Here is a 15,771-nt window from a genome sequence, read left to right on the forward strand (position 1 = left end):
GGTGAGGAGGATCTCCCCACTGAAACTCCTACGGCTCTGAGCGGCGTTCATCGGGCGACCCAAAGTTTCTTCTGACAGACCGGCGGCACGGCGAATACCATGTCGGAGGCGTCGGTGTAGTCCCCATCAGGGAAACGCGCGTCCACTTTGTGGTGCCCAGCCTGGATCGGGACCCGCCATGGCATCGCGGACGCTTTACGCCGTGTTACGCGCTGGTCCCCTCCACCAGGCAGCGGTTCATAGGACAACCGCGCTCTAGCCTGTGCCATACCTGGGTCGCACGACAACTCGAGGGTTCCAGTGGGTGGCGAGTTCAGCCTTCGGAATATGTGGTACCTGCCATCATGCTCTATCGCCACCGGAGGCGCGGTGACATCGTTCCCCACCGTTTCCTGAAGAATGGCGCCGATGGCAGTGCCAATCGACTGATTGCTGACAACCCACCTACCTGTTTCGCCGTCGAGTTCCGCGGCATGCCCCTGGAGGGCCTTCGTAACTGCCTTGGTGAAGGCTGAGGCCTTATAGCGGTCTGCCGCTCCTTCCTCACCCAGTGATACTCGGAGCGTAAGCCCGGCCTGGCAGGCCTTTCTCCTTACCGAGAACGAGGCGAGCAAAGGCGTGGAGAAACGAGCCTGCTGGCGGGCCTCGCTCGTGGGGAGTGGGCTGCGGCAGGCGTCGATAATAAAGCATTGGGTGACGGGGCCGTTGTGGGCCAAAGCTCGCCGGGTGTTATCAAAATCGAACGATCCTGCGAACCGGTTGTGGACCGACTCGGCGAAGTCGCTCGTGAGCAGCAGGTGATTATCATGTTGGAACCCGTGGCCGCAGAAATAGAACAGCCCGATGTTGGCGGGATGTGACCGGCATCGCTGATGCCATTGGTCGAAGGCCTGCTGTATCTGTGCCCGCTTCGTGGTGAAGGTCTCCTGCCCTGGCTCCGAGGTCAACAAGTCGATGCTCTTTGGCGGGACAGCCCATTCTGCGGAGGGAGAATCACGCAGCCGCTCGGCGAACCACCGGGCCGACACTGCCGGGGAAGTCAACTCCTCCAGATGTCCGAAGACATCCACGGTACCGGGAGAGCCAAGGTGTGGATAGTGCCCCGCCCCGATGGCTAGCACATGAAGCCCGCCCTGCTCTTCTTGCTGGGACGTCGAACTGTAGAACAACTCTGTCATGCTGTTTTTTCGCTCAGACGCGCAGCCAGCCGGACGTAGAGGCTCGGCCGCCCAAAGTAGGACGAGTGCGCCTTGAGAAGCCCCTTCCCGGTCCGATACCAGAAATCCTCGGCCCCGTCGAAAATCCTCTCGGCGGCGAACGCCAGTACGTCGGCAGGGTCGAACACATTGATCCAGTGCCTGACGTTGGTAAGCGCGGGAACACGATCGACAGTTGGGTCTGCGGGCCGCTCGACGGCGGGGAACAGCCCTAGTTCCGCGAAGACCCCGGGCTGTGACCCTACGGTCACCAGGGTGTCGCAACTCAGGTCGGTGCGCAGGTGGGACAGCAAATCGTAAACGATGTTGCCGCCCATGCTGTGCGCGATGACCAGCGTCCGCGGGTCGTCTGTAGTACGCGCCGCCTGCGCTTGTTCCAGGCCAGATGCCACGATGGCGGCGATCTGGCCATGCGCGCCATGCTGTTCCCGCTGCCGCAAGTAGGTCATCGCGTCCCCCAGGAACGTGGCCGCCGCTCGATGCCCGGCTGGCCGCGCCGCCCGCAGCACGGCAGTCGAGGTAATCCGCGCTGGCGCGTCCGAAGCACGGCTCGCGCTTTCAGCCAGCCACGAACGCAGCCGTGGTCTTCCGCCGAATACCTCCCGCGTTGCCGGTTCTGCCGGCCGTTCAACCTCACGGAGCAGATGGCCGAGAAAGGCATCGTCGTTGTCGACGTCCCCGAGCCATTCGGGATGCGGGTTCGCTATGGCGTACTCGACGGCATCAGCCGCGAAGTCCGCCAGCATGACAAGATCCGCCTCGTCCCCTTCCTCCCGGGCGACCTGCCAGGAAAACGCCGACATCACGTCTACCGCGTCCACCAACGAACGCCGGGCGACGCTTAGGATCGTGTCGTCCCGCCCGCCGCCGTCGAGGGGAAACTCCTCCGACAAGAGTTCTGTTGACTCCTCGTCACCTCCAAAGCGCTCCACGCCGTCGTCGGGCAAAGAGGCATGTTCCCAGAGGAAGGACGAAGCGACCGCACCCCAGAAAGGCTCCACGACCGTCACCCGTTCTGGCTGTTTGACCAGTGCGGGGAAGAGTATCCGACGCATGTGGACGCTGCGGTGGAGGCGCGCTTGGAAGTACCTGTCGTTCTGCCGTGTAGCGACCCCGTGTATGAACACAACCGGCACCGTTGCTCCCACCTTTCGCGCTCCGGTTCCAGACTACACATGGTAGCCCTCAGAACTACATAGCTGCCGACAAACCAGGTATTCGATGCAGCCAGGACGAGCAAGATCGCGAGAATCCGCCTATAGAGATCTTTAGCAGATGAAGATTCTCCGATCTAACCGATTCGGACACCCTCATAAGGCGGTTTTAGCCTCAATCTTTCGTGAGGTCGGTTGGGCCGCGGAGTGGCCCAACCGTGGGCAGGCCGGATGATCAGCAAAGGCGAGCATCTGGGTCCAGACGGTCAGGTCCGCGGCGAGCGCGACGAGTTCGAGCCAGATCTGGTTGGCGGCGAAGCTGTGCAGGGGCAGGTTGCGCAGTCCGGTGTCCTGGCGCCGCGGATGCGGTCCTCGCAGCGGGCGCGGCGGCGGTGGCGCAGCTCAAGATCGGCGAGCTGCCCGCACCGGGTGCCGGTGACAAAGCACGTGAAGCGGTGCCCATCGATGTCGGTGATCCGCAGTTGCGCGCCGGGGTGGGGGCGTTCGCGGCGGACGATGACCCGCATCCCCTTCGGCTAGCCCGTCAGGTCCAGCATGCCGGTCAGCTCGGCCAACCCCGCCCCGGGGCGGGGTTGGCGGTCGGCGTCGTAGGCGCACTGCCACACGTGCTCGGGCAGGGCGAGGATCGCGGCGCAGACGTCGTCGGTCAGGTTGAACCCGATCGAGTACTTCAGCCGCTGGCGGGAGACCCAGTCGAGGAAACCGTGGGTGAAGTCCACCGGGTTCGATGAAGTCCGGTTTACCTGGCGCCGATCGGCGCTGGTGTGCTGATGGAATGGTAGTACACGGTTTCGTACTCGACAGGTGGGACCTCGCCGATGGCGGTGCGCAGCCGGCGGTGGTTGTACCAGCCGACCCATTCGACCATGGCATACTCGACCTGGTCGCGGGTTCGCCAGGTGCGGCGGTGGATCAACTCGGTCTTGAACGTGGCGTTCAGCGACTCGGCCATGGCATTGGCATATGAATCGGCGACCGAGCCGACCGAGGCGGTCACGCCCAGGTCGGCCAGCCGGGTGGTGTAGCGGAAGCTGACGTATTGGCAGCCCCTGTCGGAATGATGGATCAGGGTGCCCGGTTGCACCGGCCGTTCGCGGCCGTGTTGCCGCAGCGCCATCTCCAGTGCGTCCAGCGGAAGGTCGGTGCGCAGGTGGTCGGCCAGTTGCCGGCCCACGATCCTGCGGGAGAAGGCGTCCAGCACGAACGCCACGTACGCCCACCCCTCCCAGCTGCGCACATACGTGATGTCGGCCGGCCACAATCGGTCCGGCCGGTCGGCGGTGAACTGCCGATTGACCAGGTCCGGCGGTCGCGGCGCAGACTCGTCAGGGTTGGTGGTGCGCCGCCGGTCGCGGCGGTGCACGCCCAGCAGGCCATGGGCGCGCCATCAGCCGTTCCATCGTGCAGCGCGCCACCTGGACGCCTTGTCGGCGCAGTTGCCTGTGCACGCGGTAGGCACCGTAGGCGCCATAACTGGTCTGATGAACGGCCTTGATGTGCTCTGTCAGTACAGCATCGCGTTGGGCGCGGGCCGAGGGCGGGCGGTGTTTGCGTCCGTAATAGGTGCCCGGGCACAGGTCCAGGAACCCGGCAGACCGGCACGGGCTCCGAAGCGGTCACGCAGGTGGTCGACCAGCATGACTACTTCGTCCGAGGCTGGCCGAGCTCGGCGGCGAAAAGCGCGCTGGCGGCCTTCAACATCTCGTTGGCCCGCTTGAGTTCGGTGTTCTCACAGCGCAGCCGCTTGAGCTCGTCACGCTCGGCGGTGGTCAGCTGCTCGGGGCGGTTACCGGCGTCGGCCTGAGCTTAGCGGACCCAAGTGCGCAGGGCTTCGCGGTGGATACCCAGATCGGCGGCGATCTGCGCGATCGGACGACCGGACTCCAGCGCCAGCCGCACGGCCCGGTCCCGGAGCTCCTGGGGGTACTTGCATGGTGCTGCCATCGCGGTGATTCTCCTCCTTGCCGGCCAAGATCACGCTGGCTTGAAGGACTTCATCGAACCCGGTGGGCTTCACTGCAACTCGTCCACGGGCACTGCGCTACGTCACTACGCTGCTGCACCACAGCCGCTACGACGACACCTCCGGCCGTCGGCTGCACTCCACCGCAGCAGAGCTCCTCCGGCTGGCAGGATTCGTCGCGTTCGACGACGGCCAGCACGGACTCGCGCAACGCTACTGGGTGGCCGGCCTGCACGCCGCACACACCGCAGGAGACCGCGCACTGGGCGCCAACGTCATCGGCTTCATGTCCTGCCAGGCCAAAGACCTCGACGGCGGCCGCGAGGCCGTCCTGCTCGCCCAAACCGCCCGCACCGGCTACCCAGGAGCCAGCAACCGAGTCACCGCCATCCTGGAGCTGCGCGCCGCGGAAGCACATGCCAACGACCAGACGGCCACCACCGCCCGCCGCGCGACCGACATCCGGCGCTCCATCGACGCCGCCTTCGATGCCCTCTCCACCGACTCCCCTACAGGAGACCCCGGCTGGAGCTACTGGATGACCACAACCCACGCACACGGCCAAGCCGGCTAGCCACCTGCGCAACCACGATTACCACCGGGCGCGCCACCACCTACGGCAAGCCCTCCACGACGACACGTCCTCACGCGAGGGCGCTCTACGGCAGATCCTGCTCGCCACCACCTACGTCCAACAGCCGCAACCCGACCTGGAATCAGCCCTCACCAACGCACACCGAGCCCTCGACACCCTCTCCGGCCAAGTCGACTCGGCCCGCTGCCGCGGCCACCTGTCTCGCTTCGCCAAACACCTACAGCCCTACCGCCGCAACCACTCAGCACGAGAGTTCCTCGACCGCATCGAGAGCGCGCATCTGTAACCCGCTGACCGCCAAGTCTCTTCGTCAGCCCCATCACTTCGAAACGCGGCGGTTCCCATCTCCTTGGATTCCTCCCTCGCGCGTCCGGGATCGAGCCCCCCGCCGGCTGGGTTGTCTCCACGGCGTCGAACCATCCCCGCGCGTGCGGGGCCGAGCGGGACGCGGGCAGCTGCGGCCACAACGGCCCGGCCGGTCAGCGGGGCCTCACAGCCGCACCGCCGGTACACCCACCAATAATCTTCGCTCTCCGCATGCGCTCATCGTGTGCACGAAAAGGCGCCGCCGCCATCCCCGTCCAGCATGCCGAAGCCGAAGGCGCCGGCGCCTCGGCCATGCCGGAGGGTGACTTGAACCCCTGCACGGCACCGGTACGGCTCACAGGTCGACGTGCCGAACGCCGAGCGGGAGGGACGCCCAGGGAATTAGAACACGTTCTTGTCAACGGCGGCGGTGTCGAGCAAGCTACGTCGCATGGACCTGAACGCCCTGGAAGAGATCCGTCAGGTGAAGTACCGCTACTTGCGCTGCCTGGACCTGAAGGACTGGGACGGGTTCGCCGACACCCTCACCGAGGATGCCCTGGGCGCCTACGGAACCCGCGCGGTCGGCGAGGCGCTGCGCCTGGAAGGCCGCGATGCCATCGTCGGCTACATGCGCGACAATCTCGGTCCCGAGATCACCACGGTGCACTTCGCGGGCCAGCCCGAGATCCGGGTGGACGGCGACAGGGCCGAGGGCACGTGGTGCCTGGAGGACACCGTCATCGCCAAGGCATTCCGGGTGCTGATCCGCGGTTCCGCCTTCTATGAGGAGACGTATCGGCGCTGCGCGGACGGCGGATGGCGCATCAGTGGCATCGGCTATGAACGGACCTACGAATACTCGATATCGCTCGACGATGTGCCCAGCTTCAGGCTGCTGGCAGACCGCTGGGCGCCCTCGCCCCCGTAGCCGGGAACCTGACCCGTATCAAGAGTCAGACTTGATGCGTGCCGTCTCCCGCCGCCGGCGCCCCGTGGACGAGGAAGTAGCCGTCAGTGGAGTCGGCGGTGGAGGCATGGCCAGATCGGTGGCGGTCAGGACGAGGCGACGGTGTAGTCGATGACGTCGCGGAACGGCTGCGGCGTCGGCAGGGCCATCCGCCCAGCCCGCCCACCTGCATGAGGTTTACGCGGTCTCGGGCGCTGCGCCCACCCTGGTCGCACGCCGCGGTGGGGTGGACCGTGGCGCGAAGAACGCGGATACGGCGAAGACCCTCGTCCCAACGTCCCGCCTCGGCGTGTGGGGGGCTGGCGCAGGGCGCCGGCCTGGTCTCCGCCCTGCCCTCGGGGCCCAGCCGCGCACTCGTCCGGCTCAGTACCAGCAGCGCACGCCTCTGCAACTCCATGCGCCTCGACGACTACCCGCCATCGCGGTTAGCGGGAGCCGGGGCGGTTGGTTTCGGTCGGTTGATCGCGTGTCCGAAAATCCGGTTTTCTGGACTTTAACCCCGTAGGTTTCTAACCTACGACAACGGTCGACCGAATCACATTCATGGGAGTGGAATGACCACGAGTGCGGAGCTTCCCGATATCTTGGCGGACGGATTCGCCGCTGATCCCTACGGCGCCTACCAAGTGCTGCGCGAAAAGGCGCCGCTCTACTGGCACGAGGGGACGCAGAGCTACGTGATCTCGCGGTACGAGGACGTGGCGCGGGCCTTCCGGGAGCCGGTGTTCACGACCGCGAATTACGACTGGCAGCTCGAACCCGTGCACGGGCGGACGATTCTGCAGCTCAGCGGCCGGGAGCACGCGGTGCGGCGGGGCCTGGTGGCGCCCGCGTTCCGAGGTGACGAGCTGCGGGAGAAATTCCTGCCGGTGATCGAGCGGAACGCGCGCACCCTGATCGACGGCTTCCGCACGGCGGGCAGGGTGGAGCTGGTCGGCCAGTTCAGCACCCACTTCCCGATCAATGTCATCGTCGACATGCTCGGGCTCGACCAGGCGGATCACGCGCGGTTCCAGCGGTGGTACACCTCGATCATCGCGTTCCTGGGGAACCTCGCTCAGGATCCGGACGTGGCGGAGGCCGGGCTGCGGACGCGGGAGGAACTCGCCGCCCACATGCTGCCGATCATCGCGCGCCGCCGCGAGGAGCCCGGAGACGATCTGCTGTCGCGGCTGTGCCTGGCGGAGATCGACGGGACGCGGATGAGCGACGAGGACATCAAGGCGTTCGTCAGCCTGCTCCTGGCTGCGGGCGGTGAGACGACCGACAAGGCCGTCTCCGCGCTGTTCGCGAACCTGCTCGCGCATCCGGACCAGCTCGCGGCGGTGCAGCGCGACCGTGATCTGATACCGCGGGCGTTCGCCGAGACGCTGCGCTACTCGCCGCCCGTCCACATGATCATGCGGCAGCCGGACGAGGACGTGACGGTGACCGGCGGAACGATCCCCGCCGGCAGCACGGTCACCTGCCTGATCGGCTCGGCCAACCGGGACCCCGAACGCTACCGGGACCCCGAACGCTTCGACATCTTCCGCGATGATCTGACGACCACGAGCGCGTTCTCCGCCGCGGCCGACCATCTGGCGTTCGCGCTGGGACGGCACTTCTGCGTCGGCGCGCTACTGGCCAAGGCGGAGATCGAGGTCGGGACGAACATGCTCCTGGACGCCATGCCCGACGTCCGGTTGGCCGAGGGGGCGGACCCGGTCGAGCGCGGTGTGTTCACCCGCGGCCCCGCTCACCTGCCGCTGGAGTTCACGCCCGCGGGGTGAACGGCACCGCGCCGAGGCCGTGGGCGGCCGGACTGAAGGTGACCGGGAGCGCGTGCAGCCCCCGCATCCAGAAGGACGGCCGCCACTCCAGGCCGTCCGGCGGGACGGCCAGCTCGATGTCCGGCAGCCGGTCGAGCAGCACCTCGATGGCCGTCCGCGCGATGACCTCGGCGTGTTCCGGAGCGGGAAACGGGCAGCCGTGCTCACCGTGCCCGAACGACAGGTGGGCGCGGTTGCCGGTGGCGGCGCCGGCCTCGGGCCTTACCTGGGGGTCGGCGTTCGCCGCGGCCAGGCCCATGACCAGCAGGTCACCGGAGCGGATGTCGCGTCCCCCGAGCCGGCAGCCGTGCACGGCCCAGCGGCCGATGAAGTTCTGGGTGGGGGTGTCCTCCCAGAGCACCTGGGTCAGCGCCTGGTCGACGCTGCTCCTGCCGCCCTGGAACGTCATGGAGAAATGGTCGTCGACCAGCATCAGCCGCAGGGCGTTGCCGATCCAGTTGCCGGTGGGCTGCTGCGCGGCGGCCATCACCACCAGCAGATCGATGATCACCTCTTCCGCGCTGAGCCCGGCCGGATGCGCCAGCAGCCGGGAGGGGAAGTCCGGTAGGGGGCGCAGCCGCCGCTCGGCCACCAGGTCCGTCATGCGCTGCTGGATGCGCTGATGGGCCGCGACGGCCTTCTCGTCGGCGTCGAGGGACTCGGCGACGTCCTGGACGAGCGTGGGCACGTCGGAGTCGGGCAGCCCGAAGAGCCGGGCCATGACCAGCAGCGGGATGCGGTGGGAGTACTGCGCGACGAGGTCGGCCTCCCCGTTCCCGGCGAACTCGTCGATGAGCCCGTCGGCGAGTTCTTCGCAGATGGCGGCGAGTTCGGTGCGGTGGACCGCGTCGAGGGCGTCGCCGATCGCGCCGGCCCGCCGCTGGTGCTCCTCCCCCTCGGCGAACATCACCGACGGCGTCCATCCGACATAGGGCATGAGCGGCCAGTCGTCGGGGACCCGGTCCCAGGCGTTCCAGCGCCGGCAGTCGCGCGCGAACAGCATGGGGTTGTTGGTGATGTGGTTGACCTCCCGGTAGCCGATGACGAACCACGCGGGGACGTCGCCGTCCAGCAGGACCGGGACCACCGGGCCGTGGTCCCGGCGCAGCTCACGGTAGAACTCGGCGGGGTCCCGGGTGACGGTGGCCCCGTACAGCCGCACGGCGGTGTCGGGGGCGTCCCCGTCGGGCGCGGACCGCGGGATGGACGATTCGGTCACGGTGCGACCTCCTGGACGGCAGACGGTTCGCGGAGATGGGCGAGGTGCCGGACGAGCGTGATGAGCACGGCCTTGGCGGAGTCGCGGGCGCGGGCGTCGCACTCGATCAGCGGGATGCCGTCGTCGAGGGAGAGCGCGTCCCGGACCCGGTCGAGCGACGGCTGCGGGCCCTCGAACCGGTTGACCGCCACCACGAACGGCATGGCGTGCGCCTCAAGGCGGTCGACGCTGTAGAAGCAATCCTCCAGCCGGCGCGTGTCCACCAGGACGATGGCGCCGAGGCTTCCTGAGAACAACTGGTCCCACAGGAACCAGAACCTCTCCTGGCCGGGCGCCCCGAACAGGTAGAGCACCCGCTGCTCGTCCAGCGAGATACGCCCGAAGTCGAAGGCGACGGTGGTGGTGCGCTTCGTCTCGACCTGGCCCGGGTCGTCGATCCCGATCCCGGCCCGCGTCATGGTCTCCTCGGTGCTGAGCGGCCTGATCTCGCTCACCGAGCCGACCATGGTCGTCTTGCCCACGCCGAACCCGCCGACGATCACGATCTTCAACGCGTCCCGGGCGGTATGCGGCAGGGGCGTCCCGGCGCGCCGGTCGGCGGGCCGCACGCCCGGCGCCCTGTCAAATGCTTTCGAGTCCAACGAGCACCTGCTTCAGCGTGTCCAGGTCGGCCGTGTACGCGGCTGGGGCGGCGGCCGAGGACGGATGGCGGACGGTGATGCGACCCATGTCGCGCAGGTCGAGCAGCAAGATCTTCATCACGCTCACCGGCAGCCGCAGCCGGGCGGACAACTCGACGACCGCGACCGGGTTGTGGCGGCAGAGCCGCAGGATCGCGGCGTGCTCGGACTGCATGCCGGCTTCGGGCTCGTCCTCGGCGACGATCAGCGCCACCAGATCGAGCGTGTCGTCGTCCGCCTCGGAGCGGCCCCGGGTCACGGTGTAGAGCCGGTCGGGGTCCTCCCTGTCCAGAGGGCGGCGGTTCATGTGCGGGCGTCGTGCTCAAGTCTGCGAGGCGCGGCCGTCAGGTACCCGCCGATCTGCTCGACCAGCTCGTTCATGCAGTGCCCCACGAGGCCGACGTCGGCGACCTCGTCCGCGACCACGGCCAGGTGCGCACCCTGGCCCGCCGGGACGATGAGCAGCACGCCGCCGGCGAACTCCACCATGGACTGACCCGCTCCGAGGCCCTCGCCGAACTCGGCGGACGCGCTCAGCGACAGGCTCTGGATGCCGGATGCGATGGCGGCCAGCTGGTCCGCCCCGTCCTCTTCGAGTCCGGCCGTAAAGCAGATCTTGAGGCCGTCCCTGGACAGCACCAGGACGTGCCTGGCACCCGGTGCCCGCTCCAGCAGCCCCGCGAGCAACCAGTCAAGATCACGCTGATCGGTGTTCATCGGTTCCTGGGGCGGCCGGTGGTCCGGGACGCCCCTCCTCCCATCTGTGAATCCTGCTGTCCGTCGTTCTGCCGGGGCCTGTCGCGGATCTCACTCGTCCGCGGCCGACCCCGCCTCCCCCGCACCCCCACCCCCGGTCGCCTCGGCCCCGGCCCCGTCCGGCTCGGCACCGGAGGCGGACGCGGCGGGCGACCCGGCCGCGGATTGGCGGAACGCGGCGAACCGGGTCCCCGAGTCGCGGAGACGGGCTTCCCGCCCCGCGGCTCGTCCCGCGGGCGCGCTCGCGAGGGCGGCGCCGCGTCTGCGTTTGGGCAGGACCACGTCATCGGATTCCGCGCCGGCCGGCTGAGCCGCCGCGACCTCGTGCTTCGGCTCCGGCGGGCGGCGGGCTGCGGGGACGGCGGGGACGGCCGCGTCCGCCGCGTCCGTGGCGCCGGGCGGGGTGTAGACGATGAGGTTGGCGGGGATCAGCACGATCACGCCGATTCCGCCGCGCGAGGACGGGCGGAAGCTGACCCGCAGACCGTGCTTGCGGGCGAGGCGCCCGACGACGGCCAAGCCGAGCCTGGTGCCGGGCAGCGAGCTGAGGTCGGCGGCCTCGCTGACGAGCCGTTCGGCGCGCTGCCGTTCGCGCTGCCGCATGCCGAGGCCGCCGTCCTCGATCGTGACCAGGATCCCCGCGTCCTCCTCCTCGACGTACACGTGCACGGCGCTGCCCTGAGGCGAGAAGTTGGCGGCGTTGTCCATCAGCTCCGCCAGCGCGTGGATCACGCCTTCCGCGGCGAATCCGGCGACCGCGGCGGTACTGGTCAGGTGGTACTGGACGCGCTGGTACGCACCGATCCGGCCCATGGCGCCGCGCAGCACGCTCTCCATCACGATCGGCTTGGTCCAGCGCCGCCCCGACCGGCCGCCGCTGAGGAGCGCGATGCTGTCGGCCAGCCGTCCCAGCTGGGAGACGTCGTGGTCGAGGCCGAGCAGGTCCCCGAAGACCTTGTCGTCGCCGTAGCGGTCCTCCAGGTCGCGCAGCTCACCGAGCATCCGGGTCGTCCGCGCCTGGATCCGCGCGGCCGCGCTCGCGCAGGCCGCCAGTGCCGCGGCGCTGGTCCGCTCGCCCTCGGCGAAGTCCTCGGCGACCCGGCGCAGGGCGCGCCGTGTCGTGTCGTGGGCGGGGTCCGCGAGTTCGGCCAGGACGGCCGGGACGCCGACCCGGTCGCGCCTGATCCGGGTGGCCAGGGCGGGCAGCGCGGTGTCGGCGAGCCAGGCCATCTCCGCGTCGAGCGCGGCCGACTCCGCCCGCACCTGCGCAGCCGCGCGTTCACTGGCCGCGAGGCCGTCCACGACGATGCGCAGCAGCCGCCCGAGGGTCCGGTCGGTCACCGGCGGGAAGCCGACCAGCACCTTCTCGGGCGGGGCGCCGTCGCGCAGGCGGGCCACCAGGGTGGGCAGCGGCCCGTCGACCAGTTCCGCGAGTTGCCTCTCCAGCCGGTCGTCCTGGGCGGTGACCTGCGCCAGCCGGTCTCGCAGCCGCTGGTTGTCCGCGGCGAAGTACACGGCGACCCCGATGGCGACGCTGAGCGCGAGGAGCATGCCTCCACCGCCGCCTGCGACCAGGGCGCGTGACGGCGGGCCGACGGCGAACAGAGCGGCCAGCAAGGTGCTGCCGCCGACGATCGCCATGATGAGCCACACCAGGACTGCGCGTTCCAGGGGGGCGCGCTCGATGCGGAGTCGGCCTGCGGGCACCGGCATCCATCCTGTCCTTTGAGCGAGGGGCTGGCTGATGGAACCGTGCGCAGGCCCAGCGGACTGCGGCCCGGTCCGGATGCGGACCTTAACTCGCACGAGCCCCCGAAATGGGGCGAAACCCATGATGCACGAAGACACAGGAGTAAGGGGAGATACTTCAGCGAACTACTGTCCCTTTGCTCCGTACTGCCCGACTTCCGATGCGGTTACCCACCGGAGTAATCGCCACCGAGATTGTGGATCGTTCCAATCACGGAGCCGCCGAGCCGGGGATCCGCCGCTTCGCGGGAGCGGGCCACGAACTTCCCGACCTCACGAAACGCTCGCCGAAGCCCCGCCGTGAACGGGCGACCCAAAACGATCATCATTGAGCGATGCCCCGAGGTGCCGTACACCTCGGCCAGGTGCGCCGAACTCCCCCGGCAGGGTCCTTTGCCGACGGCGGCAGCACGAACTCCTCCACACCGTTCAGCACCCGGCGGTATTGATCGACATGAGAAATCGGATTCGACGGTGGCCGGTCTCAGGTCATGAGAGCGGCCGGGGTCACGGCCTGGACGCGGCCGATGTGGAAGCGCACCTGATCCCCGCCACCCGGCCGCACGGTGCGCCCACCACCAACAGGTGGTGGGCGCACGTGCCTCAGGGACGACGACCGTCCGCACCGGTGCCCGACTCCAGTCGCAGGTACCAGCTGCTCTCTCAGTTGATCGTGACGACGCGGGCCCAATGGGGCGGGTTGGCCGGGGCATAGTCGGGGTTTTCCTCGTCTACTGCGCTCGCTGGACGAGGAAAGAGACCCACTACGGTCCGGCAGGGTGGCTGCTCGGCGGGCCAGGGCGTCTGGCCGTCCGTCAGGGCGACGATCACGTCCGGGCGGGGCCGAGAGCGGAGCGCCCGGGTGAAACCCGAGCGCAGATCGGTTCCTCCGCCACCGATCAGCTGGAGGTTCTCGGCTCGGCAGAGTGGGACGGCGACCCCGGCCGCCGCGTCGCAGGAGATCACCGACACCAGGTCGCGCCGCCCGCCCACCGCCCGTGAGATCGCTGCCACCTCCAGCAGCGCGCTGCCCAGTTCGGCATCGCTGACTGAGCCGGATGTGTCGATCACCACACAGACCTGGGGCGGCTTACGGCGCAGGCTCGGCAGGAGCACACCGGGGACAGCGGCCGCGCGCCGGGACGGACGCCGATAGCTGTGATCTTCTCCTGTTCCAGGGGCTCCTGCTGCCGAGCGGACCGCCGCCCCCAGCAACTGCCGCCACGGCTGGGGCGGATGGAACGCTTCGTCCGCCCAGCGGCGCCAGCCTTCCGGCGCGTCGCCCGGCCGACCTTTGATTCCCTCGGCGACCCGAAAGCGCACCGCGTCCCGCTGCTGTCTGCTCAGACCATGTGCCCCGTCGGGCCCCAACTCCCACGGACGGTCCTGTCCGTCGGCCCCGCTGCCGCAGTCCAGCCATGCCAGGTCCGGCGTGAGCCCGGACAGGGAAGTCGTCCGCAGGTACTCCTCCATGAGCATCCCGGCGGGCAGCCTCAGCATCGACGGCAGGACCGCCCCGGCGGGCCGGGGAAGACCGTCACCGTAGATGTCGTCGTTGATCTCGAAGTCGGCGGCGATGTTCCGCCGCAGCCGCTCACCCGGCCCGTACTCCCCGTGCTCTCTCGCGTACCGATCCCCCCGTCCGTGATGGTCTCGCAGCAGATGGGAGACCTCGTGCACCCAGACGCCTGCCAGCTCCTCCACCGGGGTGCGCACGACGAAGCCGGGGGAGACATAGCAGCGCCAGTGCGGATCCACCGCCATCGTCGGCACTGAACGGTCCTCCACGACATGCAGCGCGAAGAGCGCGCTCGCCAGATAAGGACGGACCTTTACCGCGTGCAGTCGAGCAGCCAGCAACTTTTCCAGGTCCAGTGGAAGGCCGGGCGGTCCGTACGGCTCGCCGGAGCCGGTCGGGCTTGCCGGAGCGGCGGCCCGCACTCGGCGCGGCGGTCCTGGGCGGGCCATCGGAAACTTCGAGGTCCTCGTCATCGGCCCACCCCGGCCGTACGCTCGGCGTCGGCCGACCCCGTGGCCCGCAGTACCGACTGATCGGCCCGCCGGGCGAGACCGATCACTCCGGCCAGCCGTTCCACCGACTCCGGCACCTCCCAGTCGTCACGCCGCAGCGAAGCCAAGACCATCGCTGGGGCGACCAGCAGGTCCGCGGTACCGGTCTCCAGCGCCCGGACCAGTACCATCCAGCCCGCCTCCCAGCGCTCCCGCTGTGGACGTGCGCCCACGGCGGCCACTACCGCCTCCAAGGTCGCCTGACGCAGGTCTCCCCGCACCGGCAGCTCGGCGGAGGCGGGATCGGCCAGCAGCGACTCGGGGTCCGGCAGGTCCATCCGGTCCAGATGGGCAAGAAGCTCAAGCCCTGGCCCGTCCCCCACCGCGCCCCGTACCAGCAACGCCAGCACCTCGCGAGAGACGGACGCCGCCGTGCCGAAGGCCAGCAGTGTCAGCGCGGCCTCCCAACTCCGGGGTGACGGCCAGGCACCGCCGCGCCGTGTCTCGGTGCTCGGCAGCCGGTGGATCAGGGTCGGCCGTGCACGCAGGAATCCGCAGACCGCCCGCCGGGCGTAGGCCACCGCCTCCGGCAGCTTCTCCGACACCAGCCGGGGCGGCCGCGCCCGGGGCCAGACCCCGCCCAGCCCGCGCACCACCGTGTCCCGGTCGTGGACCCAGTACAGGTGCACGAATCGATTGGCCAGCGGCGGACTCAGCTCCCATCCGTCCGCTGCCGACGCGCGCGGATTGGCGGCGGCCACGATCCGTACCGCCGGCGGCAGTCGCAACGCACCGACCCTCCGCTCCAGTACAACCCTGAGCAGCGCGGCCTGGACGGCCGGAGTGGCGGTGGAGAGTTCGTCCAGGAAGAGCAGTCCCCGTCCGGCACGTACGAGGTCCACTGCCCACTGCGGCGGCGCCATGGGCACCCCTTGCGTCGCCGCGTCATCACCGACGATGGGCAACCCGGAGAAGTCCGTCGGCTCGTGGACGCTGGCGATCACAGTCGTCAGCGGCAGGTCGAGCGAGGCGGCGAGCTGCGTCAGAGCCGCGGTCTTGCCGATGCCCGGTTCGCCCCACAGCAGCACGGGCAGGTCGGCCGCCACAGCCAGGGTGAGCGCTTCGAGCTGCTCGTCGGGGCGCGTCTCGGTTGTGGTGGTTCGCAGCAGAGCCAGGAGGTCGTCAGCGAGAACGAGTTGCGGATCGGTTCCGGATGCGTCGGCGGACATACCGGTCGTCCTGACCGAGGTGGACGGAGGGGCACTGGAGATCATGGGCATCACCTGGGGGTAGTGGAAATGGACGGCATGGCCGGAGGAC

Annotated in this window: 12 protein-coding genes and 2 pseudogenes; 3 read left to right on the forward strand and 11 right to left on the reverse strand. The window is 69.0% G+C overall.

The window, feature by feature from the left end:
- Positions 1-47: 47 nt before the first annotated feature.
- From FKD65_RS19265 to FKD65_RS19290, 4 genes and pseudogenes are all read right to left on the reverse strand, one after another.
- On the reverse strand, positions 48-1,178 hold the full coding sequence (locus FKD65_RS19265; protein ID WP_141578818.1) for a caspase family protein: 1,131 nt from the start codon (positions 1,176-1,178) through the stop codon (positions 48-50).
- Entirely contained in the window at positions 1,175-2,227 is a 1,053-nt protein-coding gene (locus tag FKD65_RS19270; RefSeq protein WP_141578819.1) for a hypothetical protein, read from the reverse strand. The genes FKD65_RS19265 and FKD65_RS19270 overlap by 4 nt, the downstream gene beginning before the upstream one ends.
- Before the next feature lie 369 nt (positions 2,228-2,596).
- Positions 2,597-3,102: pseudogene (locus tag FKD65_RS45580) on the reverse strand (transposase); the annotation flags it as partial.
- Between the two features lie 29 nt (positions 3,103-3,131).
- Positions 3,132-4,336, reverse strand: a pseudogene (locus FKD65_RS19290) (IS3 family transposase).
- Positions 4,337-4,398: 62 nt separating this feature from the next.
- On the opposite strand from FKD65_RS19290, the gene FKD65_RS19295 reads away from it, so the two are divergent.
- From FKD65_RS19295 to FKD65_RS19310, 3 genes are all read left to right on the forward strand, one after another.
- Entirely contained in the window at positions 4,399-4,929 is a 531-nt protein-coding gene (locus FKD65_RS19295; RefSeq protein WP_141578822.1) for a hypothetical protein, read from the forward strand.
- Between the two features lie 778 nt (positions 4,930-5,707).
- Positions 5,708-6,187 (forward strand): nuclear transport factor 2 family protein, encoded by a 480-nt coding sequence (locus FKD65_RS19300; protein WP_141578823.1) that lies wholly within the window; start codon positions 5,708-5,710, stop codon positions 6,185-6,187.
- A 593-nt stretch (positions 6,188-6,780) separates the two neighbouring features.
- Positions 6,781-7,998: a cytochrome P450 gene (locus FKD65_RS19310; RefSeq protein WP_141578824.1), complete on the forward strand. Its 1,218-nt coding sequence runs from the start codon at positions 6,781-6,783 to the stop codon at positions 7,996-7,998.
- Here the strand turns inward: FKD65_RS19310 and FKD65_RS19315 are convergent.
- The 7 genes from FKD65_RS19315 to FKD65_RS19345 all read right to left on the reverse strand — a co-directional run bounded on the left by FKD65_RS19315 (position 7,982) and on the right by FKD65_RS19345 (position 15,680).
- Positions 7,982-9,256: a cytochrome P450 gene (locus FKD65_RS19315; protein ID WP_141578825.1), complete on the reverse strand. Its 1,275-nt coding sequence runs from the start codon at positions 9,254-9,256 to the stop codon at positions 7,982-7,984. The two genes, FKD65_RS19310 and FKD65_RS19315, sit on opposite strands and share 17 nt — an antisense overlap.
- Positions 9,253-9,864: an ATP/GTP-binding protein gene (locus FKD65_RS19320; protein WP_141578826.1), complete on the reverse strand. Its 612-nt coding sequence runs from the start codon at positions 9,862-9,864 to the stop codon at positions 9,253-9,255. The genes FKD65_RS19315 and FKD65_RS19320 overlap by 4 nt, the downstream gene beginning before the upstream one ends.
- A gap of 13 nt (positions 9,865-9,877) precedes the next feature.
- Positions 9,878-10,243 carry a DUF742 domain-containing protein gene (locus FKD65_RS19325; protein ID WP_141578827.1) on the reverse strand — a complete coding sequence of 122 codons (366 nt, stop codon included), beginning with the start codon at positions 10,241-10,243 and terminating at the stop codon, positions 9,878-9,880.
- Positions 10,240-10,653, reverse strand: a complete 414-nt coding sequence (locus FKD65_RS19330; protein ID WP_141578828.1) for a roadblock/LC7 domain-containing protein — start codon at positions 10,651-10,653, stop codon at positions 10,240-10,242. The genes FKD65_RS19325 and FKD65_RS19330 overlap by 4 nt, the downstream gene beginning before the upstream one ends.
- A gap of 90 nt (positions 10,654-10,743) precedes the next feature.
- Positions 10,744-12,405, reverse strand: coding sequence for a sensor histidine kinase KdpD (locus tag FKD65_RS44990; RefSeq protein WP_205718716.1), 1,662 nt, complete (start codon positions 12,403-12,405; stop codon positions 10,744-10,746).
- 699 nt (positions 12,406-13,104) lie between these two features.
- The gene (locus tag FKD65_RS19340; protein ID WP_240810239.1) at positions 13,105-14,433 is read right to left on the reverse strand and encodes a VWA-like domain-containing protein; all 1,329 of its coding nucleotides are present in this window, start codon (positions 14,431-14,433) and stop codon (positions 13,105-13,107) included.
- A complete protein-coding gene (locus tag FKD65_RS19345) occupies positions 14,430-15,680 on the reverse strand; it encodes an AAA family ATPase (RefSeq protein WP_205718717.1) in 1,251 nt (416 codons plus the stop codon). Before FKD65_RS19345 ends, FKD65_RS19340 begins: the two co-directional genes overlap by 4 nt.
- Positions 15,681-15,771: the final 91 nt, after the last annotated feature.

The sequence above is a fragment of the Actinomadura sp. WMMA1423 genome, assembly GCF_006547145.1.
Classification (GTDB): domain Bacteria; phylum Actinomycetota; class Actinomycetes; order Streptosporangiales; family Streptosporangiaceae; genus Spirillospora.